Genomic DNA, 23,172 nt, shown 5'->3' on the forward strand with positions numbered 1-23,172 from the left:
ACGTTGCGAATCGCTCGTCGGTCGGTCAGATTTCGGTCAGTCGTCGGCCGGCGCGCCGTCGGGCGTCGTCGCGGTGTACTCGGCGCCCCGCGAGAGCGCGGCCGTCCCGGTGCGGACGATCTCGTGGATGCCGAACTGCTCGAACGCGTCGACGGCGGCGTCGATCTTCTGGGTGCTGCCGGTGATCTCGACGGTGATCGTGTCCCGGCCGGCGTCGACGCCCTTCGCGTCGTACATGTCGGCGATGGCGCTGACCTCGTCGGGTCGACTGGCGCCGACCTTGATCAGCGCGAGCTCGCGCTGGTTGGCGTCCTCGGGCAGTTCCCGCACCGAGACGACCGGCAGCAGCTTCCGGAGCTGCTTTTTGGCCTGCTCGATGCCGGGCTCGGGCTCCTCGATCACCAGCGTGATCCGGGCCCGGTCGTCGTCCTCGGTCGGGCCGACGGTCAGACTCTCGATGTTGAACTGGCGCCGGCTAAAGAGGCCCGAAACCTCCGCCAGGACGCCCGGCTCGTGTTTCACCAGCGCCGACAGCACGGCGCGGCGGGTGTCGGGCTCGGCTTCGGCGTCGGGATCGACGCGGATCCCCTGGCTGTTGCGCCGACCGTCAGGTCGGGGTCGATCCTTCGGTCCGGGTCCTTGCAGTCCTCCTGTCATCGTTAGAGATCCTCCAGCTGGGCTTCGCTCAGTGCAAACTGGCCGTTGGCCCCGCCGCTGGGAACCATCGGGTAGACGTTGGCGCGCGGGTCGATGTGGAAGTCGATCACCGAGGGGCCGTCGTACTCGACGGCTGCCTCGACGGCGTCGGCGACCTCGTCGTAGTCGTCGACCGCGAACCCGCGGGCGCCGAAGGCCTCCGCGAGCTTGTCGAACTCGGGACACCACGAGTACTCCGAGGCGGCGTGGCGCCCCTCGAAGAACGCGTCCTGCCACTGTCGGACCATCCCGACGTACTCGTTGTTCAGGACGGCGACGGTGATGTCCATCTCCTCGCGGACCGCGACCGACAGCTCCTGAATCGTCATCAGGAACGAGCCGTCGCCCTCGAAGCAGACGACCTCCTGGTCGTCGTCGGCCGCGACGCGGGCGCCGATCGCCGCCGGCAGCCCGTAGCCCATCGTCCCCAGCCCGTGGGAGGAAACCCAGGTGCGGGGCTCGGTGTAAGTCCAGTACTGGCAGGCCCACATCTGGTGCTGGCCGACGCCGGTCGTGACGATGGCGTCGTCGCTCGTGGCCTCGTCCAGCGCCTCGACGACGAACTCCGGTTTGAGCGGCTCGTCGTCGGGCGTCGAGTAGTCCATCGGGTACTCGTCTTTCCAGGTCTGGCACTGCTCGCGCCACTCGTCGGCGTCGGGCGCAAACTCCATCTCGGCGTCCAGCTGCTCGATGACCGTTCCGGCGTCGCCGATCAGCGGGTAGTCGGCGTGGATGTTCTTGCTGATCTCGGCGGGGTCGATGTCGACGTGGACGACCTCGGCGTCGGGCGCGAACGTGTCGATGCCGCCGGTCAGCCGGTCGTCGAACCGGGTGCCGACGCCGATCAGCACGTCGCAGTGCGTGATCGCCATGTTGGCGAAGCCGGTGCCGTGCATGCCGGCCATCTCCATCGAGAGCTCGTGATCCTCGGGGAACGAGCCCAGGCCGGGCATCGTCGTGACGACCGGGATATCGTAGGTCGTGGCGAACTCGCGCAGCTCCTCGGTCGCGTCGCCCTTGATGATGCCGCCGCCCGCCAGGATGGCGGGTTTCTCGGCGGCCTCGATCGCGCGGACCGCCTCGGCGACGGCCTCGTCGTCGGCCTCCTCGGGCGCGTGGAACGTGTCCGGGGTCTCGGGCTCGCCGGGTTCGACGTCGGTGTCGGCGTTCGTGATGTCCTTGGGCAGGTCGACCAGCGTCGGACCGGGCCGGCCGGTGTTAGCGAGGGCCAGCGCCTGGCCGACGTCGGTGCCGACCTCGTCGGGGTCGTCGGCGAAGAAGTTCGTCTTCGTCACGGGATCGGTGACACCCGTGGTGTCGGTCTCCTGGAACGCGTCGTTACCGACGAAATCGGAGGGGACCTGACCGGTCAGCGCGATCATCGGGTCCGAGTCCATGTTGGCGTCGGCGATGCCGGTCACGAGGTTGGTCGCGCCCGGCCCCGACGTCGCCATGCAGACGCCCGGCTCGCCCGCGACGATGCCGTACGCGTCGGCCGCGTGGGACGCCCCTTGCTCGTGGGCCATCGTGAAGTGGGTGAGCTGGTCGGAGTCGTACAGCGCGTCGTAGACGGGCATGATCGCCCCGCCCTGGACGCCGAACAGGTACTCGATGCCGGCGTTCTCCAGCGCGCGGACGACCGAGTCCGCGCCCGTCGCGACGGGCCGTCCTTCGGCGCGTTCCTCGGGCGACCGGTTGGCGCCGGACGCCGCGGCGTCCGCGGCGTCGCCGGCGTCGGTCGCTTCCTTCTCGGTCTCGGTGACGGGAGCGCGTTCGCTCATGCGCTCTCACCGGACGCTGCGGTCCATGCTGTCGGCGCTGTCGGTCGTCGTGACTGGTGGTTTGTGGGTCGATGCTGGCGTCGGGGTTGCGGTTGTGTTCCGTACATATGTCGAGCGGGTGCTGGGAGATCTGAAGACGGTGCGATCCGTGGTCGAGAAGTGGATGTGTGAGGGGCTAGTGGGCCCCTACGATCACACCGAGCGTCGCGAGAAGGGTCGCCGCGGACCCGCCGCTGACCGGGCTCGTACCCTCGGTCGCGGGGGTCCCTCTCATCATTGCAGTGATGATGCGTTCGTCGCTTATAATTGTTGCGCGTCGGGGGTCGCCGCCGGGGCGCACGGGCCGGCGTGACGCCGCGAACGCCGCTGCTGGCGACGGCACGCCCGGAGTCGTCGCGCTCTACCTGCCGCTCCCGGTGGTGGGAACGGACGAACCCGGCGGGGGGCATCAGACCTTGACCTCCTCCGTGCGCGTGACGCCCTCCTCGCGGGCGAACTGCTCCAGCGTCTCCATCGTGACCTGCTTTTTCTCGGCGCCGTAGTCCTTGACGCGGCGGGTGACCGCGCGGACCTCCTCGTCGGTCGGCTCGAAGCCGGCGTCCTCCAGTCGCTCGCGGACCGAGTGGTTGCCGGTGTGCTTGCCCAGCACCAGCTTCCGGTTCGCGCCGACCATGTCGGGCGTCATGACGCCCGGCTCGAAGGTGTCGGAATTCTCGATCACGCCCGCGGCGTGGATGCCGCTCTCGTGGGAGAAGGCGTTCTCGCCGACGACGGGCTTGTTGCCCGGCACGTCGATGCCGCTCAGCTCCTCGACGAGCCGCGAGAGCTCGGTGATGCGGGTCGTGTCGATGCCGGTGTCGACCTGGTACACCGACTCGATCGCCATCACGAACTCCTCGTAGGCGGCGTTGCCCGCCCGCTCGCCGATGGAGTTGACCGAGACCTGGGCCTGCGAGGCGCCGGCCTCGATGCCCGAGAGGGCGTTGGCCGTCGCCAGCCCGAAGTCGTCGTGGGTGTGGACGTCGACGCGCGCGTCGGTGTGGTCGACGACCGTGCTGATCAGGTCGTAGAACCGGCGCGGCGTCGCGACCCCACAGGTGTCGGGGATGTTGATCCAGTCGGTCCCCGCGTCGGAGACAGCCTCGATCACGTCGATAAGGAACTGCTCGTCGGTGCGGGTCGCGTCCATCGGCGAGTACATGCAGGTCACGCCTGCCTCCTTGACTCGCTCGACGGCCTCGACCGAACGCTCTACTACCTCTTCGCGGGTTGCGTGCATCGAATCCTCGATCTGGACGTCGCTCGTCGAGGAGAACACGTGGACCATCTCGACGCCGCTGTCGATCGCGGCCTCGACGTCCTTGTCGACCACGCGGGCGAGCCCGCAGGTGGTCGAAGTCGTGTTCGCGGCGATGTCACGCACCGCCTCGAACTCCGCGTCGGAGTTGACCGGGAACCCCGCCTCGATGACGTGGGTGCCCATCTCGTCCAGCACAGCCGCTATCTCCCGCTTGTCTTCGTAGGAGAACGACGTGCGTGGCGATTGCTCCCCGTCGCGGAGCGTCGTGTCGAAAACGCGTGCTGACTTTATCTCGTCAGTGGAATCTAACGTGCCCTGGAAGAACTCGACCCCCCTGGCTGGTGCCAGAGGACGAATCCATGGACGTGTCGTCGGACATGGTATCTAACGTAGAGTGGCTTCACGGTATATAAAGCTGTCTTTAGAACAGACGCCGCCGCCGCTCCGGCGGGCGGTCCAGTCGCAGCGAACCGTACGACGTCAACGACCTAGTTCTCCTAGTATCGATTAATGTATTCGCCGTGTGGTCTAATGCCATAGGTCGCCGATGACCCGGCGTCGATCGGCCGATTTCCGCCGCGCGACGAGCGGCGACGCTCGCACGCGCACCGTGTCAGCGCGGCTCGGCGGTAGCGGCCAGACGTGCGGTTCGGCACCAGACGTATTTGCATCCCGTGTCCTATTCTAGGACGCTATGTCCGACGAAGAAGTTACGCGGCTTCTCAAGGAGGCCTACAGCGACGAGATCGAGACCGTGATGAACTACCTGTCGAACGCGGTGGTGCTCGACGGCGTGCGCGCCGAAGAGATCAAGAACAGCCTGGAAGCCGACGTACAAGAGGAACTCAACCACGCGCAGATGCTCGCCGAGCGGCTCAAGCAACTCGACGAGCAGCCGCCGGGATCGATGGAGTTCGAGGCGAGCCAGGAGTCGCTCCAGCCGCCCGAGGACTCGACCGACGTCCCCTCGGTGATCGAAGGCGTCCTCGAGGCCGAGGAGGATGCCATCGAGAAGTACAAACAGCTCGCGAAGGCCGCCGAGGAGAACGACGACCTCGTGACCGAGGACATCGCGGTGACGCTTTTGACCGACGAGGAGGCCCACCGCACCGAGTTCCGCGGGTTCCGCAAGGAGTACGTCAACGACTGACTCCCAGCCGGGCGACCGGGTGACGAGCACCAACTCGACTGAGAAGGATTTTTGCCGGGTGGTTTCGTGGAGGGGGATATGACCGACTTCAGCCTCGATCTGGGCGCCGTCGAGGACCAGATCGAGGAGGACGACGAGGGGGAGACGCTCGGGGGCGAGGTCGTGCTGGGCGTGCTCGACGGGACCGCCGATCCCGACGAGTGGTGCGAGACGGTGCTCCGCGGGAACGTCCTCGTGCTCGCCGTCGAGGGCGATATCAACGAGTTAGCCGCCGGCTTCGCCCGCGACGTCCGCGACGGCGGCGGCGAACTCGTCCACTTCCGCGGCTTTCTCGTCGTCTCGCCGCCCGGCGTCTCGATCGACACCGACCGACTGTAGACGCCGCCGCTCGACGCCACTCCGCTCTCCGCGTCAACAGGCGTCTGACGGAACCACTCGGGCACTCAGGCCGCCGTCGGCTCCGACGACGATCGTCACGTCCGCACACTCGCCGTCCCAGCCAGATCCGTCGAGTCGAGACTCGATCTCCGTCGCCGACAGTTCCAGACGCTCGTTCTCCCGCTCCGCGCGGACGTGATACTCGTCGGCTCGCTTGATCCAGTTGCCGTTGACGTGGGCTCGATCGTCGTCGACGCCGCTCCCGGTGCCTGCAGGTGTGAGCTCGATCGTCTTGGCACTGATTTCCTCTGGTTCGCCGCTCCCGGCGGTGACCCGCAGGGCGACCCGTACCGTCTCGTCCGACTCGTTGACGACGTTCAGCGACCGCATCCGGAACCCTTCCTGACGGGGCTGATCGTCGCCCCGGAGACGCCGCGTCCGAACGTAGCTCTCCCCGCCGAGCGCCGCGACGCCGATCGCTCCGGCGAGGATGGCCCGTCGACTGACGTCGGGTGTCACAGTCGAATTATCTCGGCGAGGCTACAAAAACACCCCGTCAGGTCGGGGGAGCAATCGTCAGGTAGTGCCCGTCGGGATCCTTGACCACAGCGTCGCTCCCAGCCCGCTCGACCCGGCAGGCCCGTTCCCGGATCGCGTCGACCGCGGCGTCGACGTCGGGCGCCGTAAACCCCAGATCGACGTGGACGCCGCCCCGGGCGTCCGCGAGGCCGAGGTGCGGTTCCCAGAGCTCCAGATCCATCGGTCCCGAGAGCCTGACGCGGCGTCGCTCGGCACCGCGATCGACGACCGAGAAGCCGAGCGCCTCGTAGAACTCGAGCGCCCGGTCCAGTTGCTCGACCTCCAGAACGACCTCGAAGACGCCGTCGATCCCGGGGCCCGCGACGTCGGACTGCCCGAGTTCGACGCAGTTGCCCGCCGGGTCGTAGCAGTACAGCGAGGACGCCGAACCGAACGTGTGTTCCTCCAGCTCCCGGTCGGCCGAGAGCCGATCCCACCAGTCGTCGTACTCGTCGGCGGGGATCGAGAACGCGAAGTGCGTGTGGAGGCCGCCGCGCGGAACGCCGTCGGGTCGGCGGACGATCAGCATCGTCTCGCCCGCCGCGAACGACAGCTCCCGGTCGGTTTCGGCGGCGAGATCGAGTCCCAGGTCGTCTTCGTAGAACGCGCGCATCGACTCGAGGGACTTGGCTTCCAGCGCCAGGCGGTCCAGAGCGGCGAGCATACCCGCCCTACGACCTCGATCGTCAAATCGGCCGCGGTGGACGGGCTTTATTCCGGGCGAGACCCAAGAGACGACACATGCCGATGAAAGCCTCGGGCGCGGCGGCCGACAGCGAGACGTTCCGCTGGGAGGGAGGACTCACGTGGATCGCCCACCCCGACGAGGCGATGCAGCGGGCGAGTCACGCACTCGTCGTAGATGACGACTCCGCACAGGGAGACGCCGACGGAGCCGGGGGCGACGCGGACGTCTGGCTCGTCGACCCGGTCGACACGCCCGACCTCGACGAGACGGTCGCCGAGCTGGGTGCGGTCGCCGGCGTCGTCGTCCTGCTGGATCGCCACGAGCGCGACGCCGCCGAAATCGCCCGCCGCCACGACGTGCCGGCGTACGTCCACGCGACGATGGACGACGTCGCCGAGTCGCTGGACGCCGATGTCGAGCGGTTCGACGCCGAACTCGCGGACACGGGCTATCGGGCCATCCGCGTGCTCGACCGGAGCCTCTGGACCGAGGTGGCGCTGTTCTCGCCCGCGGCCGACACGCTCGTCGTCCCCGAAGCCGTCGGGACCAGCGACTACTTCCTGGCGAACGACGAGCGCCTCGGCGTCCACCCGGCGCTGCGCCTGTTCCCGCCGCGCGGGTCGCTCGGAGGCCTCTCGCCGGCCCGGATCGCAGTCGGGCACGGGGCGCCGGTCGTCGAGGACGCCCCGGACGCGCTGACCGACGCGCTCGCCGGCGCCCGTCGTCGCGCGCCGCGGCTGTACGCCGAGACGTTCACCGGATTTCTCACGAGCTGACGTTCCGACCGAGTTCGTCACCGATCTGGCGCGGGGCCGGGACGACCGACCGTCGGCCCGAACCGGTCGGTACGGTTAACCCTACGCCGCCGGTAGGTCCACGCACGTGTCGACCGACACCGACGTTCACGTGACGAGGGGGCTGCTCGACGCCCTGCTGGAACTCGCCGCCGCCGAGGACCCCGAGGCGGTCAGCGCCGCGATCGCCGTGACGCCGGCGGGCGATCTCGATCGGTCGGTCTCCGAGGGGTCGCCCGACGGCAACGGCGGGTTCGACGCAGACGGCGCCGATCTCGATCCGGCGACGCCGGTGTTCACGGACCTGTTTCTGCCCCAGCAGCGCCGCTCGGTCAACGCCGTGTTCGGGATGGACGTGACGATCCCGCCGCGCCAGACGCAGGGGCGGTTCGTCTCGCACCCGCTGGGGCAGCTCGAAGTGACGAAAGAAGACGACCTCCACGAGGTCGTGCTCGTGGCGGTGCCGCCGTGGGACGGCGACGCCGTCGCGGCGTTCGACCGGCGCGGCAACCGCCGGCGACTGGTCGTGCTCGACGCCGCGCCTCCGGTCGGCCAGCTGGAGGACTTCGACGAAACTCAGTCGATGTAGCCCAGCTCGCGGAGCTGGTCGGTGATCTCCTCGAACTCGGCCTCGGTCAGTTCGCCTTCCTGCTGGTGCTGGATCACGATGCTGCGCAGCAAGAACCGGACGAGGTCGCTCGTCGAGGAGAAGCTGGTTCCCTCGATGGTTCCCTCGACCCGGTCCGCGAGGTCCTTCGGGATCGAAACCGTCGTGTACTCGGTCATACCGAACGCTCGGTCGGCGACGCCGAAAGTCCTTGCGAAGGTGTCGGCGCGACGCCGTGCCCACCCGGTCGCCCGGCACGCAAGCGTAGCGTTGATAGGCGGGGAGCCGTCTCAGTCCACACAATGGCAGCGCGCCCACCGACCGGCGACGACGGCGACGATCCGGAGGTCATCGCCTTCGGCATCGCGGAGCTCGACGCGCGCCTCGACGAGGCCGAGCTATCTTTCCCCGCGACCGACGAGGACGTCCGGCGCGCGCTGGGGGGACAGGAGATCCCCTACGACGCCAACGGCCGGACGATCCCCATCGGGGACGCGCTCGCGGCCGTCGAGCGCCGGGAGTACGATACGAAGAACGAACTGCTCGACGTGCTGTACCCGGTGTTCGACGAGCGCCGCGCCGACGGCGGGATGCTCGGGCATCTCCGGGCGATGCTTCCCTTCTGAGAACGGGCGTCGGCGGGCGCTGCGATCGACACTACTCCTCGTCGTCGTCCCGTGCTGCGATCCGCTCCAGACGCTGGCGCTGCTCGCGGTGGAGCGTGACGACCATATCGGAGAGGACGCCGAACATGAGCAACTGCACGCCGAGCAACACGCCGAAGCCCGAGAGCATCGCCATGACCTCGTGGCTGATCCCGACGACGAAGTACCGGTACGCGACCCAGGTCGCGACCAGCATACCCGCCAGGATCGCGGTGACGCCGATGCTGCCGTAGTAGAACAGCGGGTTGTTCATCTTCGCGAGCCGGTACAGCGTCAGCATGATCGTCGCGCCGTCACGGAACGGGTGGAGGTTCGTCTCCGACCCGTCGGGCCGGGGATCGTAGTGGATCGGGACGACCTCGGTGTCGATCCCGTGGCGGACGCACTCGACCGACAGTTCGGTCTCGATGCCGAACCCGTCGGCGACGAGATCGAGCCGCTCGACCGATTCGGTCGTAAAGGCGCGGTAGCCGCTGAGAATGTCGCCCAGGTCGCGGTGGTGGACGACGCCGAACGCGCTGTTGATGATCCCGTTGCCAAAGCGGTTGAGTCCCGACATCGCGTCGGGGTGCATCTCGGCGAAGCGGTCGCCGATCACGTGGCTCGCCCGGCCCTCGCGGAGCGGTTCGAGCAGGGCTTCGGCGTCCGCGGGCCGGTAGGTGCCGTCGCCGTCGAGCATCAGGACGTACTCGGCGTCGACCCGCCGAAGCGCCTCGCGGACGGCCTGTCCCTTCCCCGAGCCGGACTGGACGAACACCCGGGCGCCGCGGTCCTCGGCGATTTCGCGGGTCCCGTCGCTGGAGCCGCCGTCGGCCACGAGCACGTTCTCGTATCCCAGATCGCGGAACTCGTCGATCACGTCGCCGATCGTCGCGGCTTCGTCCAGCGTCGGGATCATCACGCAAACGTCCGTCTCGGCCATCGTACCCGGATTCGATGCCACGGGTGCAAAAGCGTTATTGGTCGCTTACGATTCTGGAAGCGACCTGTTACACGCCAAGGTATTCAAGCCGGCAGTCGGAGATGCGACTGTGACAACGCTACCGAACGCAGGGAGTGAAACTGGAGCGACCGCCGCCGGAAGCCGACCGGAACGCGGCAGGAGCGACACTGGTCCGGGCGGACGCGCCGAGCGTGTCGGCACGCCGGAGGTGACCGCAGCGTGAAAGCCGTTGTCCTCGCGGCCGGCGAGGGCACCCGCATGCGCCCGCTGACGGCGACCCGCCCGAAGCCGATGGTCCCCGTCGCGGGGAAGCCGCTGGTCGAGCACGTGCTCGACGCCGCCGCCGAGTACGTCGACGGCTACGTGCTCGTGGTGGGCTACCGCGCGGACGCGATCCGCGAGCACCTCGGCGACGCCCACCGCGGGAAGCCGATCACCTACGTCGATCAGGACGAACAGCGCGGCACCGCCCACGCCATCGGCACGGCCGACGGGCACGTCGACGAGCGCTTTCTCGCGCTCAACGGCGACGTCGTCATCGACGACGGGCTGGTCGCCAAGCTCGCGAACGCCGACAGCACCGCGATCGCGACGATGCGCGTCGACGACCCGCGGTCCTACGGCGTCGTCGGACGCGACGGCGACCGCGTCGTCGACATCGTCGAGAAGCCCGACGACCCGCCGTCGAACCTCGCGAACCTCGGGCTGTACGCCTTCGACCCCACGATCTTCGAGTACATCGAGCGCACAGGACGAAGCGAGCGCGGCGAGTACGAGATCACCGACTCGATCGAGATGCTGATCGAGGACGGCGACCGCGTCGTCGCGGTCGAGCACGAGGGCGAGTGGCTCGACGTGGGCCGCCCCTGGGAGGTGCTCGACGCCAACGAGCGCCTGCTGGAGCACTGCTCGCGCCAGCTCGACGGCGAGATCGAGGACGGCGCCACCCTGAAAGGCGACGTCGTCGTCGAGGAGGGCGCGCGCGTCCGATCGGGCGCGTACGTCGAGGGCCCCGTCTTGATCCAGTCCGGCGCCGACGTCGGACCGAACGCCTACGTCCGCGGCGCGACCGTGATCGGGCCCGACGCGCGCGTCGGCAACGCGGTCGAGGTGAAAAACTCGATCCTGCTCTCGGGCGCGAGCGCGGGCCACCTGTCGTACGTCGGCGACTCGATCATCGGCGCCGACGCCAACCTCGGCGCCGGCACCAAGGTGGCGAACCTCCGCCACGACGACGAGCCCGTCCGGATGTCCGTCAAGGGCGAGCAAGTCGACACCGGCCGCCGGAAGCTCGGCACGGTGCTCGCCGACGGCGTCAAGACCGGTATCAACACGAGCCTCAACGCCGGTACCAAGCTCGGCGTCGGCGCCATGACGCGGCCGGGCGAGTCGGTGATGTCGGACCGCGGTGACGGCGTCTGAGAGAACGAACGACGATCCCGGGCCTCTGGGAAACCCGGATCCCGGCGTCCGCTCTTGTGACGACCTGAGGGCTAGCTTTCCGATCCAGTCTCGGCAGCCGTGCTCGCTGATTTCATCGCGGATTCGACACGCGTTTCTCTCCTGGACTCTTTAGAATTCATTTGACTACGTATGATCCCTATATCTTCCTATAACAAAGTTATTTACGAGAGAATCATCTGAGCGTGGTTGCTAATGGAGAACACGGAAACGGACGTCCACTGCGGATGTAGCTACCACTCGGATCGACGCCGTCGCGACGACGGCCAGGACGACGCGTCGCGGCGCGTCGACGTATCGCTGCGCGACCTCGGATCGCACACTGATCTCGGAACGCGGCCCGGCGTCAGTCGACGATCCTTCCTCGCAAGCACCGGCGCTGCTGCAGGGATCGCGACGCTCGCGGGCTGTCAGGGCGCAAGCACGGACGACTCAGGGCCCTCAGCGGGAGACGAGACGACCGACGACGGTCCCACCGAACTTTCGGGACGGATCGTGACCGGCGAAGCGATGTCGGTCGTCGAGGGAACGGTGGTCGTCGAGGACGGAACTATCTCGGAGATCAGGGAGGAAGGCGTAGATTCGAACGATATCGTGGTTCCCGCGTTCGTCAACACGCATACCCACATCACCGACTCGATCGCGAAGGAGGCCGGACGGGGGTACACCTGGTCCGAACTCTTCATCGATCCCAATGTCAAGGGCCGGGTCAACAGTAACGCGACTGCCGAGGAGCGGCGCACGGGGATGCGTCGCACGATGGAGTTCATGCGGGCCACCGGCACGGGAACGTTCGTCGACTTCAAGGAACTCGGCCTCGACGGCGTCGACAACCTCGAGTCGGTCGACGAGGAGACGGCGGTCGACGCGTTGACCCTCCTCACGGGGGAGGGGCTCCCCGACGACGTTGACCTCGAAACCGAAATCGAGCAGGCCGACGGGTACAACGCCTACTACCCCTACACCGAGCGCGACGAACGCGCCCGGGAAATCTGCCGCGAGACCGACAAGGTGTTCGCGCTCCACTCCGGCGAGCCGGGGCCGGACGACATAGACGCGAGCCTGGCGCTGGAACCGGACTACACGTCCCACATGGTTCACACCCGCGAGAAGGACTACTCGGTGCTGGCGGACAACGATATCGGGGTCGCCTGTCTTCCCCGCTCGAACCTGGTGATCCTCGACGAGCTACCGCCGCTCGAACGGCTTGCGGAGGCGACGACGGTCGCGCTCGGGACGGACAACGTCATGCTCAACAACGCGACCATGTTCCGCGAGATGGAGTTCACCAGCAAGCTGTTCGACGTGACGCCGCGGGAAGTCCTCCGGATGGCGACGATCAATGGCGCGAAGCTGATTGGCCGGGACGACGAGATCGGCACGATCGAGGAGGGCAAGCGTGCGAAGCTGACGGTCGTCGACGGCGATGGCGAACTCCGGGAACTCGTCGACGACGAGATCGTCGGCGGCGTCGTCCGTCGGGGGAGCGCCCGAGAGGTCCAGAACGTCGTACTCGACTGACCGTTCTCGCCTCCCCGGCCGTCGACCGTCGCGAGGGGAGGTCCCGCAGTCGATCGTCGATACCGGCGCTACCCCCATCGTGTTTCAGTCAGTCCGTGGTGTGCTCACCTGAGGGGACCATACATGGAGAGTACCAACCCGGCCACGGGCGAGGTAATCGAGGAGTACGAGGATCACGACGACGAGGATGTCGAGCAGCGGCTCGACGCCGCGGACGAGGCGGCGCCGGCCTGGGGCGACGCCAGCGTCTCGCAGCGCCAGGAGATCCTGGAGGACGCCGCCGACGTGCTCCGGGAGAACGTCGACGAGTACGCCGAACTGATGACTCGCGAGATGGGCAAGCCGATCGCGGAGGCCCGCGCGGAGGTCGAGAAGTGCGCGTGGGCCTGCGACTACTACGCCGAGCGCGCCGGCGAACACCTGCAGGACGACGTGATCGGAAGCGAGCCCGAGTCGAAGACGTTCGTCTCCTACGAGCCGCTCGGGCCGGTGCTGTCGATCATGCCCTGGAACTTCCCGTTCTGGCAGGTGTTCCGCTTCGCCGCGCCGTCGCTGGCGGCGGGCAACACGAGCCTGCTCAAGCACGCCTCGAACGTGCCCGGCTGCGCGCTCGCCATCGAGGACATCTTCTCGCAGGCGGGCGTGCCGGACGGCGCGCTGTCGACGCTGCTGATCGGCTCCGACCGGATCGACGACGTGATCGCCGACGACCGGATTCGAGCAGTGACGCTCACCGGGAGTGAGGGCGCCGGGCGATCGGTGGGGCAGACTGCCGGCAAGAACCTCAAAAAGCACGTCCTCGAACTCGGGGGAAGCGACCCCTTTGTCGTGCTCGACGACGCCGATCTCGACGCCGCCGTCGAGACGGGCGTCCAGGCGCGGACGCTCAACTCCGGCCAGTCCTGCATCGCGGCGAAGCGCTTCATCGTTCACGGAGACGTGTACGACGAGTTCGAGGAGCGCTTCGTCGAGCAGATGCAGGATCTCTCGGTCGGCGATCCGATGGACGAGGACACCGACGTCGGCCCCCAGGCCCGCGAGGATCTCATGGAGGACCTCCACGAGCAGGTAACGGCCACGGAGGACGCCGGCGCGACGATCCAATGTGGCGGCGAGCCGCTCGACCGCGAGGGCGCGTTCTACCCGCCGACCGTCGTCACCGACGTTCCGAGGGACGCGCCGATGGCGGCCGAGGAGGTGTTCGGCCCCGCCGCGGCGCTGTTCCGGGTCGACGACGAGGACAAGGCGATCGAACTCGCGAACGATCACCACCTCGGCCTCGGCGCCTCGATCTGGACCGAGGATCTCGACCGGGGCGAGCGAGTCGCTCGCGAGATCGAGGCCGGGCTGACGTACGTCAACGAGCTCGTCAAGTCCGACCCGCGCCTGCCGTTCGGCGGCATCAAGGACTCGGGTTACGGCCGGGAGCTGGCCCACATGGGCATCCGCGAGTTCGTCAACCGCAAGACCGTCTGGGTCCAGCCGGCCGGCGGCCCGGACGACGTCGCCACGGAGTGACCGATGAGCGACGATACCGCAACGGACGACGCCGCGGGCGAGGACACCACCGCCCGGCTGATCGTCGACTGCCTCGAAGCCGAGGACGTCGAGCACGTGTTCGGCATTCCCGGCGAGGAGACGACCGAGCTGCTGTTCGCGCTCGGCGACTCAGACATCGAGTTCGTCCCGGTCCGCCACGAGCAGGCAGCCGCGTTCATCGCAGACGTGTACGGTCGGCTCACGGGGAATGCCGGGGTCTGTCTCGGAACGCTCGGACCCGGCGCGACGAACCTGCTGACCGGCGTCGCGGACGCCTATCTCGACAAGAGCCCGCTCGTCGCGCTCACCGGACAGGGACGCCGCGAGCGCATCCAGCGCGAGAGCCACCAGGCGATCGACGTCGTCTCGCTGTTCGACAGCGTCACGAAGTGGAACGCCCAGATCGACGACGCCGCGTTCGCCGCCGAGGCGGTCCGCAAGGCGTTCCGCTGCGCCGAGCGCGAGAAGCCCGGCCCGACGCACCTCGAACTGCCCTACGACGTCGCCGGCGAGACGGTCGACGACGAACCGCTCGCTCGGCGCGATCCCGTCTCGCTGCCCGCACCTGATCGGGACTCGCTCGACGCCGCCGTCGAATTGCTCGAATCAGCGGAGCGACCGCTCGTGCTGGCCGGCAACGGCGTCCTCCGAACGCGGGCCGCGCCCGCGCTCCGGTCGTTCGTCGACGACACGGGGATCCCGGTCGCGGCGACGTACATGGGCAAAGGCGCGGTGTCGGACGCCGACGAGCGCTCGCTGTACACGCTCGCCTCCGGCGTCGACGAGCAGTACGCCCCGATCGAGCGGGCCGACTGCGTCGTCGCGGCGGGCTACGACGTCGCCGAGCACGAGCCGGTCGACTGGAACCCCGATCTGGATCGCGCGATCGTCCACGTCGATACCGCGTCGGCGGACATCTCGCGGCACTACAACCCCGACGTCGAGATCGTCGGCGACATCGACGCGGCGCTGGATCGGCTGGCGAGCGGCGTCGACCTGCGCTTCGACGACGAGTGGTGGACCGAGATCCGCGAGGACGTCCACGCGGCCGCGACCGAGCGACCGGCCGACGACGCGCCGCTCACCGTCGAGCGGCTCGTTCCGCTGCTCCGCGACGCGATGGCCGACGACGACGTGCTCGTCTCTGACGTCGGCCACCACAAGGGCGTGCTCGCCAAGCGGTTCCCCACGTACGAACCCAACACCTGCGTGATCTCGAACGGGCTGGCGACGATGGGGATCGCCCTCCCGGGCGCGATCGCGGCGGATCTCGCGACCGACGCGAACGTCGTCGCCGCGACCGGCGACGGCGGGTTCATGATGAACGCCTCGGACCTGGAGACCGCCCGGCGGCTCGACTGTGGCTTCACGGTACTCGTGTTCGAGAACCGCGAGTTCGGTTCGATCGCCCGCCAGCAACACGCCCACGGCGGCGGGGACTACGGAACCCAGTTCACGAACCCCGACTTCGCCACGTTCGCCGACAGCTTCGACGCCGACGCGTACCGGCCCGAGTCCTGGTCGGCGATCGATCGAACGCTCTCGGACGTCGTGCCGACCGACGACCTGTCGCTGGTCGCCGTTCCCGTGGACGAGCGCTGACGCTCGCGCGTCCGACGTTTGTTTCATCTGATACGTATTTTTAATATGGTTGCCGCTCACGTTTCATTCGATAGCGTATGGTTGACAACGAACGGGGGAGCGAGGGCGACGCCGACCGCTCTGGGGGGAGCGCGGCGAACGACGACCCGGCAGATCTGCTCGCCGACGCCGACGCGGAGGACGCCGACGCGGTCGTCGAGCGCCTGCGCGAGAGCGGGCCGCGACAGCACGTTTCGGACGAAAGCGTCGACGACGTGCTGTCGGACCTCGACGGAGGAGAGAACGCCGATGAGCAGGATGCCGACGCGCGGGACGCCGACAGCGAGACGAGCGAGGGGCTCGTCGGCGGCGGCCCGACGACCACGGTTTCGCAGGACGGGATCGACGAGGTGTTCGAGCGACTCGAAGCGGAGACGCCGAATCACGACGAGCGAGGCGAGGCGCCCGAGGACGACGCGGGCGCCGTGAACGGCACTGACGACGGTGCCGTCACTGCGGAAGATCCGATCGACGTGCAGTCCGGAGACTCGACGACCGACGACGAGTTCGGCACGCTCTCGGGCGGCGGCCCGACGACGACGGTGTCCGACGAGGGCGTCGACGAGGTGCTCTCGCAGGTCAGCGACGACGTCGACTACGCGACGTTCGACGGCGACGACGCGCCGGCGGTCGCCGCCGAGACCGAGGTCGACCCGGACGCCGTGTTTCCGGACGACTGGGAAACTGTCGAGACCGAAGCGGACGACGAGGCCGTCCCCGAACCGGACGAGCACACGCCGGGCGAGGACGCCGACGAACTTCGACCGGACGACGCCGACGGCGCGGTGCTGGACCTGTTCGCCGACGTGGCCGAGGAGGTCAACGACGGGGAGTCGACCGTCGACACGCCGGACGATCCGTCCGAGAGAGTACAGCAGTCCGACGATGACCGGCCGGAATCAGAGGGTGTACCGCTCGACGACGACGGGGCGGATGACGAGTTCTTCGACGACGACTCGACGAGCGACGGGACCGACACGATGGACGAGAACGTGGCATCGGACGAGTTCACAGCCGCCGAGAACAGCTTCGCAGCGATCGAAGACGACGTCGAGGCGGACGACGAGTCGGACGCGGACGGGATCGATCCAGATCTCGCCGCCGACGTCGACGCGCTGCTGTCGGCCGCGGACGACCTCGAGTCGGGCACGGAGAGCGAAACGTCGGTCGACTCGCTCGACGACGCGGGCGAGCGCAGCGATGCAGACCGGGGGTCGGCGTCGCCGCAGGACGCCGACGAACGGGAGGCGACCGTCCGGTCGCAATCGAGCGCGAACGACCGATCGTCGGACGGTTCGTCCCGACTCGCCCTGAACACGCCGGACGACGCCGGCGTCGAGTGGAGCGAAGATGGAGGAGGCGTCGACGGGTCGTGGCTCGCGCCGGAGACCGCAGGGGCGGAGCCATCGACCTCGCTCGGCGACGATGACCGTACGCGGGAGGGCGTCGAGGTCGACGAGGACGCCGGCGACGCCCGGCGAGCCGACCGCGACGAGCAGCAAGACGCCGCCGATAGGCAGCAAGACGCTTCCGAGGGGCAGCAAGACGACCGACGCCGCTTCGCCGGCTTACGGTACGCTCGCGCCGCCGCGGGCTGGCTCCGGTCGCTGCTGGCCCGCCTGGCCTGAGCGTAGATCGGTCGCCGGAAACACGCACGACTTTTCACCCGCACGCGCCGAGTGAGAGCATGCTCACCTTCGTCGGACTCGGACTCTACGACGAGCGCTCGATCACGGTCGAGGGCCGCGAGGCGCTGCGGGCGGCCGACCGGGCGTTCGCGGAGTTCTACACCAGCAAGCTCGTCGGCGCAACGGTCGAGGAGCTCGAATCGAACCACGATATCGAGATCGAAGTCCGCGACCGGGCCGGCGTCGAACAGGACCCGGACCCGATCCTCGACGCCGCCGAGGCGGGCGACGCGGTGTTTCTCACCGCGGGCGACACGATGGTCTCGACGACCCACGTCGACCTCCGACTGCGCGCCCACGAGCGCGGCATCGACACGCGAGTGATCCACGGCGTCACCGCCCAGTCGGCCGCCAGCGGGCTCACCGGGCTGCAGAACTACCGGTTCGGCAAGGCGACGACGCTGCCGTTCGAGTACGCCCACGGCGCCGAGGGCGTCCCCGACAGCGTCGTCGAGACGATCCGCGCGAACCGCGAGCGCGGGCTGCACACGCTGGTCTACCTCGACATCAAAGCCGAGCGCGAGGAGTACATGACCGCCGACGTCGCCGCCGAGCAGTTCGCTGCCGAGTTCGGCGAGGACCTCGGCGTCGTCGTCGCGCGAGCAGGGAGCCCCGACCCGCTGGTGGCGGCCGACCGGATCGACGCCCTCGCGGAGCGTTCGTTCGGCGATCCGCTGCACCTGCTGGTGATCCCTGGCGACCTGCACCACATCGAAGCCGACGCGCTGGAGGCCCTGGGCGGCGCGCCGTCCGAGCTGCTGGATCCCGTCTGAGAGCCGGCGACGGCCGTCGGTCACCGCGCCATTGAAATGAGCGACCCGCCTACGGGGTAGCATGGCGAAGTATTCGACGGGCGGCTCGTCGGGGTCGGGCGAGGCCGACGCCTGCGAGCTCTGCGGAACGGAGAGCGCGTCGCTGCGGCCGGCGAACGTCGCCGGCGCCGACCTCGACGTCTGTCCCGACTGCGCGCCCCACGACGACAACGCTCACAAGGACAACAAGAAGACGGACCAGTCCGGCGGCGGCTCCGACCGGAACCCGGTGGAGGCGGCCAACTCCGACACGACGATGTGGGACGGCGACACCTCCCACTGGGAGGAGGAGGGCACCGACTACGACGACGACCCCCTTCCCTATCTCGTGAGCGGCTACGGGTCGGTCGCCGAGGAAGCCCGCCAGGACGCCGGGCTGCAGCGCGGGGAACTCGCCGACGAGCTGGAGATTCCCGAGTCCGACCTGCTGGCGATCGAGCAGGGCCGGGCGAACCAGGCCGGCATCTCCGGCTCGGTCGTCGGGGCACTCGAAGAGCGGCTCGATATCGAGCTCGCCGAATGAGCTAGTCGCATCGCCGACAGGTCGGCGGCCCGATCACTTTTGTGGGTTCCCCGCCACGGGGGAGTGATGAGCGGACAACGCGCGGCGGCCGAGCCCTACACCACGCAGTTCTCGACGACGGTTCGGTCGGTCGACGGCCGAGACGTGCGCCTCGAGACGACGTACTTCTACGCCGAGAGCGGCGGCCAGCCCGCCGACACGGGCCGGATCGGGACGACCCGCGTCGAGGATGTTCGCCTGAAGGACGGCGAGATCGTCCACGAACTCGCCGAGCCCGACGCCGTCCGCGAAGGACAGTCCGTCCTGTGTACGATCGACTGGGAGCGCCGGATGTACTGCATGCGCGCTCACACCGCCGGCCACGCGCTGTACGGCGCTGTGCGCCGGCTGTTCGACGACGTGGAATACGCCGGGTTCGACATCGGCGCCCCCGACGGCGACCTCGGCGGCGACGAGTCGGTCAGAATCGACCTCCGGACCGACGCCGAGATCGACGACGCGACGCTGGCCGACCTCGAACGCGCAGTCAACCGGGTCGTCTGGGACGCCCACGACGTCGCCTGGGAGACGACGCCGGCCGACGACGCGGTCGACCGCGACGACGTGGCGTGTGACGCCCGGTCCACGGAGGGGCTTGCGGGCGACGGAAGCGGCGGCACCGAGGCGGACCGGCTGGTGACGATCGAGGACTGGAGCGTCACGGCCTGCGGCGGCACGCACGTCCGCAACACCCGTGAAATCGGCCCCGTGACGGTGCTCGACTGGTCGAACCCCGAGGAGGGACGAACGCGGATCGAGTTCGGCGTCGGACCGGCGGGCATCGAGCGCCGGGGCGACGAGAAGCGGGCGGCCAGAGCGGCGGCGCGCCGTCTCGGCGTCGGCGTCGAGGAGGTCCCCGCGGCGCTCGATCGACTGCGCGAGACGCGCGACGAACCGTTCGCACGCGACGGGTGAATCGATCGACCGGAGAGCGTGCGCCGCGACGATCATATTTTTCCATGCGGAATCTGAACGTCCCGGTATGAATCTCACCGGAGAGCAGCGAGCGGTTCGGGACGTCGTCCGGGAGTTCGCCGTCGAGGAGATCCAGCCGATCGCCCGCGAGGCCGACGAGACCGGCGAGTTCCCCGAGGACGTCTGGGACGGGCTGGCGGAACTGGATCTGACGGGCCTGACGACGCCGACCGAGTACGGCGGCTACGGCGCCGACCGGACGACCTACGCCGTCGTCAACGAGCAGGTCGCGTACGGCTCGCTCGCGGTGGCGACGGCGCTGTCGGTCCACTGTCTGGCGACCGCCTGCATCGCCTCGTTCGGGAGCGAGACCCAGAAAGAGCGCTGGCTCCCCGAGATGGCAGCGGGTCGGCCGGTCGGCGCGTTCGCGCTTTCCGAACCCGGCGCGGGCTCGAACCCCGCCGAGATGACCACCGAGGCGCGGCCGGTCGAAGGGGCTGATGGCGAGGTCCAGTCGTACGTGATCGACGGCGAGAAGCAGTGGATCACCAACGGCGAGCGCGCCGGCGTGATCGTCCTGTTCGCCAAGACCGACCGATCGGACCCCGACTCGATCACGCAGTTCGTCGTCCCCGCGGACGCCGACGGGTTCTCGGTCGGCAAGACTGAGGACAAGATGGGGCTGCGCGCGAGCGACACCGCGGCTCTGCAGTTCGACGGCGTCGAGATTCCCGCCGAGAACCGGCTGACCGAGGAGGGCGCCGGCCTGCGGGCCGCCCTGTCGATTCTTACCGGCGGGCGGATCGGCATCGCCGCCCAGTCGGTCGGGCTGGCCCAGGACGCGTTCGATAGGGCGAGAGAGTACGCCACCGAGCGCGAGCAGTTCGACCGGCCGATCGGCGACATCCAGACGATCCGCCACAAGCTCGCCGAGATGGCGACCCGGATCCACGCCGCGCGAGCGCTGACCTACGACGCCGCCGGCGCCGCCGAGCGCGGGCGCGAGCAGTCGCTGTACGATCCGGCGATGCTCGCGAGCATGGCGAAGTACGTCGCCAGCGAGACGGCCGTCGACGTCACGAACGAGGCGGTCCAGGTCCACGGCGGCTACGGCTACGTCACCGAGTTCGACGTCGAGCGGCTCTACCGGGACGCCAAGGTGACGACGATCTACGAGGGGACCAGCGAGATCCAAAAAACCGTGATCGCGCGCCACCTGCTCGGCGAGCGCGGCGAGTGACTCGCGGAGGGCGCCGAGGTCGACGACGCGAGAGCGCCGCGCCGGCTATCGGTCGCGCTGCAGGCGCTCGACGTCCTCGCGCAGTTCGCGGAGCCGCCGTTCCCGATCCTCGGCGTCGGCCAGCGCGGCGTCGATGGCGTCGAGCAACTCCTCGGGGTCTGGAGTTCCGGATCGATCCTCGCACGACTCGTCCAGAAGCGCGACGGCGCCGGACCCCGCAAGCGCGGCCCGCTTCTGGGCGTCTCGCTCGGCGTCGCCGCCAAGTCGCCGGGAGTCGCCGTCGTCGCCGCGGTCGGTCGGCGCCGGTCGCTCCGCCGGATCGGCGTCCGGATCGTCGCCGGCCACGGAGTCGGCGGTCGTCGTCCCGGGTTCGACCGGTTCGGCCGGGACGCCCGTGACCGTGGTTTCCGGGGGAACGTCGTCGACGACGACCGCGCCGGCGCCGACGGTCGCGCCCTCGCCGATCGTGATATCGCCGACCAGCGTCGCGTCGGCGCCGAGCGTGACGCCGTCTTCGAGCGTGGGGTGGCGCTTCTCGGGGCGGGGCGAGTTGCCGCCGAGCGTGCAGCCGTGGTGCATGTGAACGTCGTCGCCGATTTCGGCGGTCTCGCCGATCACGACGCCCGAGCCGTGGTCGATGAAGCAGCGCCGCCCGACAGTTGCGGCGGGATGGATCTCGACGCCGGTGAGAAAGCGCGAGAGGTGCGAGACCAGCCGGGCGGGCCAGGTCAGCCCTCGGTTCCACAGCGCGTGGGCGATCCGGTGGAACCAGACCGCGTGCAGCCCCGGGTAGCTGGTGAGGACCTCGCGGCGGCTTCTGGCCGCGGGGTCTTTGTCGAGTGCCGTTCGGACGTCTTCGCGGATGCGGTCAAGCATACTGGCTCCGGTCTCGCCGTCGATCTCCGGCCGCTGCCCGAGTAACGGACGGCACGCTACGCTCGGTGACCACCGCCGCGATCGGCCGACCGGCGCCGGTCGGCCGCGGCCAGTCCGCCCCCCGGCAGCGACACGGCGCCGCGGGGCGCCGTCGCTGCTCGCTGCCTGTTCCCGGGGTGCGGGCTATCGTCGCCATGGTGTGGAACTGACGCGACGCGCATAAAAAGGCGTTCGGATGTGCGACCGGACGCAAGAGCGCGGTCAGGCGAACGACCGGACGCCGAAGGCCGTCATCGACCCGCCGCCGATCAGCACCGGCATCCAGTAGATCACCGATCGGTAGATCAACACGGCAGCGGCGACCGCAGAGCCCGGCAGTCCCGTCGTGGGGACCAGCAGCGCGACGAACGTCGCCTCGATCGCGGCGAGGCCGCCCGGCAACGGCGCCGCGCCGGCCATGTTACCCAGCGGGATAACGAACAGGACGACGTAGAACGGCACCGAGTAGCCGACTGCGGCGAACGCCGCCATCAGCGCGGCGCCCTGAAACAGCCAGCCGACCGTCGAGAGCCCGATCGTGATCGCCAGCCGGCGGCGGTTGACGGCCACGCGCTCGACGTGCCCAAAAAAGCGCTGCATCCGCTCGACGAGATCGTCCTCGTCGATGTCGTCGAGTCGGTCGAGCGGGATGCGACCGAGCACCCGTGCGAGGGCGCCTGCGATGTACTCGACGAACTGCTCGCGGCGGTGCCAGACGAACGTGAACGCGACGACGATGGCAGCGACGAGCACGACGACAGTGATGATGGCAGTTTCGAGGCGCTCACCCAGCGTGAAGTTGAGCGCGTAGTAGCTGACGCCCAACCCGATCAACGACAGCGACGAGACGACGTTGAGCACGTCGAGACTGGCGATACCGACCAGACCCGTCTCGTAGCGGGCGTTCGACGATCGCGAGATCAGTAGGGCGGCGACCGGTTCGCCGCCGGCCTGCCCGAACGGCGTGACGTTGTTGGCGAACACCGCGGCCGCGTAGATCGCAAACGAACGCACGAGGGCGACGGGGACGCCGAGCGTGCCGAGAATCGTCCGCAACATCAGGCTCCAGGCGATCAGCCAGAGGAGACCGAATCCGACCGTCGCCCCGACGAGCGAGGGCGTCGCGTGGGTCAACTCCTCGATGATTCGTTGCCCGCCGACGAGATAGAACAACACGGCGAAAATGACGAGAGCGCCCGCCACACCAGCGGCGAGCATCCTCCAGTTGCGCCCGTCCATTCACGTCGAAGGTGGTTGTGCCCCTTCAAAATGTTTCCGTTGTTAACCGTCGTACGAG

The 23,172-nt window shown here is 68.8% G+C and carries 22 protein-coding genes and 1 pseudogene; 14 read left to right on the forward strand and 9 right to left on the reverse strand.

Going from position 1 to position 23,172, the window contains the following annotated elements; all coding sequences use genetic code 11:
- Positions 1-36: 36 nt before the first annotated feature.
- From ilvN to NO931_RS10180, 3 genes are all read right to left on the reverse strand, one after another.
- Positions 37-657 (reverse strand): acetolactate synthase small subunit, encoded by a 621-nt coding sequence (gene ilvN / locus NO931_RS10170; RefSeq protein ID WP_256392226.1) that lies wholly within the window; start codon positions 655-657, stop codon positions 37-39.
- A gap of 2 nt (positions 658-659) precedes the next feature.
- Positions 660-2,477 (reverse strand): biosynthetic-type acetolactate synthase large subunit, encoded by a 1,818-nt coding sequence (gene ilvB, locus NO931_RS10175; RefSeq protein ID WP_256392227.1) that lies wholly within the window; start codon positions 2,475-2,477, stop codon positions 660-662.
- A gap of 448 nt (positions 2,478-2,925) precedes the next feature.
- Entirely contained in the window at positions 2,926-4,161 is a 1,236-nt protein-coding gene (locus NO931_RS10180; RefSeq protein ID WP_256392315.1) for a LeuA family protein, read from the reverse strand.
- A gap of 310 nt (positions 4,162-4,471) precedes the next feature.
- On the opposite strand from NO931_RS10180, the gene NO931_RS10185 reads away from it, so the two are divergent.
- Together NO931_RS10185 and NO931_RS10190 are read left to right on the forward strand one after the other, a co-directional pair.
- On the forward strand, positions 4,472-4,927 hold the full coding sequence (locus NO931_RS10185; protein WP_256392228.1) for a ferritin-like domain-containing protein: 456 nt from the start codon (positions 4,472-4,474) through the stop codon (positions 4,925-4,927).
- 78 nt (positions 4,928-5,005) lie between these two features.
- Complete coding sequence (locus NO931_RS10190; RefSeq protein ID WP_256392229.1) at positions 5,006-5,305, forward strand: DUF5779 family protein; 300 nt, start codon at positions 5,006-5,008, stop codon at positions 5,303-5,305.
- A 33-nt stretch (positions 5,306-5,338) separates the two neighbouring features.
- Here the strand turns inward: NO931_RS10190 and NO931_RS10195 are convergent, their stop codons facing one another.
- Positions 5,339-5,824 (reverse strand): hypothetical protein, encoded by a 486-nt coding sequence (locus NO931_RS10195; RefSeq protein WP_256392230.1) that lies wholly within the window; start codon positions 5,822-5,824, stop codon positions 5,339-5,341.
- A 37-nt stretch (positions 5,825-5,861) separates the two neighbouring features.
- Positions 5,862-6,548, reverse strand: coding sequence for a VOC family protein (locus NO931_RS10200; RefSeq protein WP_256392231.1), 687 nt, complete (start codon positions 6,546-6,548; stop codon positions 5,862-5,864).
- Positions 6,549-6,625: 77 nt separating this feature from the next.
- Between NO931_RS10200 and NO931_RS10205 the strand changes: the two genes are divergently transcribed.
- Together NO931_RS10205 and NO931_RS10210 are read left to right on the forward strand one after the other, a co-directional pair.
- A complete protein-coding gene (locus tag NO931_RS10205; protein WP_256392232.1) occupies positions 6,626-7,348 on the forward strand; it encodes a hypothetical protein in 723 nt (240 codons plus the stop codon).
- Positions 7,349-7,454: 106 nt separating this feature from the next.
- Entirely contained in the window at positions 7,455-7,955 is a 501-nt protein-coding gene (locus tag NO931_RS10210) for a JAB/MPN domain protein-containing protein (RefSeq protein WP_256392233.1), read from the forward strand.
- Here NO931_RS10210 and NO931_RS10215 read toward each other — a convergent pair.
- On the reverse strand, positions 7,943-8,152 hold the full coding sequence (locus NO931_RS10215; RefSeq protein WP_256392234.1) for a ribbon-helix-helix domain-containing protein: 210 nt from the start codon (positions 8,150-8,152) through the stop codon (positions 7,943-7,945). The genes NO931_RS10210 and NO931_RS10215 overlap by 13 nt on opposite strands.
- 123 nt (positions 8,153-8,275) lie before the next feature.
- Between NO931_RS10215 and NO931_RS10220 the strand changes: the two genes are divergently transcribed.
- On the forward strand, positions 8,276-8,599 hold the full coding sequence (locus tag NO931_RS10220; RefSeq protein WP_256392235.1) for a hypothetical protein: 324 nt from the start codon (positions 8,276-8,278) through the stop codon (positions 8,597-8,599).
- A 31-nt stretch (positions 8,600-8,630) separates the two neighbouring features.
- Here the strand turns inward: NO931_RS10220 and aglJ are convergent, their stop codons facing one another.
- A complete protein-coding gene (gene aglJ, locus NO931_RS10225) occupies positions 8,631-9,560 on the reverse strand; it encodes an S-layer glycoprotein N-glycosyltransferase AglJ (protein WP_256392236.1) in 930 nt (309 codons plus the stop codon).
- Positions 9,561-9,800: 240 nt separating this feature from the next.
- On the opposite strand from aglJ, the gene glmU reads away from it, so the two are divergent.
- The 9 genes from glmU to NO931_RS10270 all read left to right on the forward strand — a co-directional run bounded on the left by glmU (position 9,801) and on the right by NO931_RS10270 (position 20,960).
- On the forward strand, positions 9,801-11,003 hold the full coding sequence (gene glmU, locus NO931_RS10230; RefSeq protein ID WP_256392237.1) for a bifunctional sugar-1-phosphate nucleotidylyltransferase/acetyltransferase: 1,203 nt from the start codon (positions 9,801-9,803) through the stop codon (positions 11,001-11,003).
- A 234-nt stretch (positions 11,004-11,237) separates the two neighbouring features.
- Positions 11,238-12,563, forward strand: a complete 1,326-nt coding sequence (locus NO931_RS10235; RefSeq protein WP_256392238.1) for an amidohydrolase family protein — start codon at positions 11,238-11,240, stop codon at positions 12,561-12,563.
- A 123-nt stretch (positions 12,564-12,686) separates the two neighbouring features.
- On the forward strand, positions 12,687-14,081 hold the full coding sequence (locus NO931_RS10240; protein WP_256392239.1) for an NAD-dependent succinate-semialdehyde dehydrogenase: 1,395 nt from the start codon (positions 12,687-12,689) through the stop codon (positions 14,079-14,081).
- A 3-nt stretch (positions 14,082-14,084) separates the two neighbouring features.
- Positions 14,085-15,704, forward strand: coding sequence for an acetolactate synthase large subunit (locus NO931_RS10245; protein ID WP_256392240.1), 1,620 nt, complete (start codon positions 14,085-14,087; stop codon positions 15,702-15,704).
- A gap of 77 nt (positions 15,705-15,781) precedes the next feature.
- Positions 15,782-17,371, forward strand: a complete 1,590-nt coding sequence (locus tag NO931_RS10250) for a midas domain-containing protein (protein WP_256392241.1) — start codon at positions 15,782-15,784, stop codon at positions 17,369-17,371.
- Positions 17,372-17,430: 59 nt separating this feature from the next.
- Positions 17,431-18,204, forward strand: coding sequence for a diphthine synthase (dph5, locus tag NO931_RS10255; RefSeq protein ID WP_256392242.1), 774 nt, complete (start codon positions 17,431-17,433; stop codon positions 18,202-18,204).
- Positions 18,205-18,265: 61 nt separating this feature from the next.
- Positions 18,266-18,766 carry a helix-turn-helix domain-containing protein gene (locus NO931_RS10260; protein WP_256392243.1) on the forward strand — a complete coding sequence of 167 codons (501 nt, stop codon included), beginning with the start codon at positions 18,266-18,268 and terminating at the stop codon, positions 18,764-18,766.
- Positions 18,767-18,832: 66 nt separating this feature from the next.
- Positions 18,833-19,720 (forward strand): alanine--tRNA ligase-related protein, encoded by an 888-nt coding sequence (locus tag NO931_RS10265; RefSeq protein ID WP_256392244.1) that lies wholly within the window; start codon positions 18,833-18,835, stop codon positions 19,718-19,720.
- A gap of 67 nt (positions 19,721-19,787) precedes the next feature.
- Positions 19,788-20,960 (forward strand): acyl-CoA dehydrogenase family protein, encoded by a 1,173-nt coding sequence (locus tag NO931_RS10270; protein WP_256392245.1) that lies wholly within the window; start codon positions 19,788-19,790, stop codon positions 20,958-20,960.
- 324 nt (positions 20,961-21,284) lie between these two features.
- Here NO931_RS10270 and cysE read toward each other — a convergent pair.
- Together cysE and NO931_RS10280 are read right to left on the reverse strand one after the other, a co-directional pair.
- Positions 21,285-21,836 (reverse strand): annotated as a pseudogene (gene cysE, locus NO931_RS10275) (serine O-acetyltransferase); the annotation flags it as partial.
- A gap of 261 nt (positions 21,837-22,097) precedes the next feature.
- Complete coding sequence (locus NO931_RS10280) at positions 22,098-23,114, reverse strand: lysylphosphatidylglycerol synthase transmembrane domain-containing protein (RefSeq protein ID WP_256392246.1); 1,017 nt, start codon at positions 23,112-23,114, stop codon at positions 22,098-22,100.
- Positions 23,115-23,172: the final 58 nt, after the last annotated feature.

The organism is Natronoarchaeum rubrum (genome assembly GCF_024494695.1).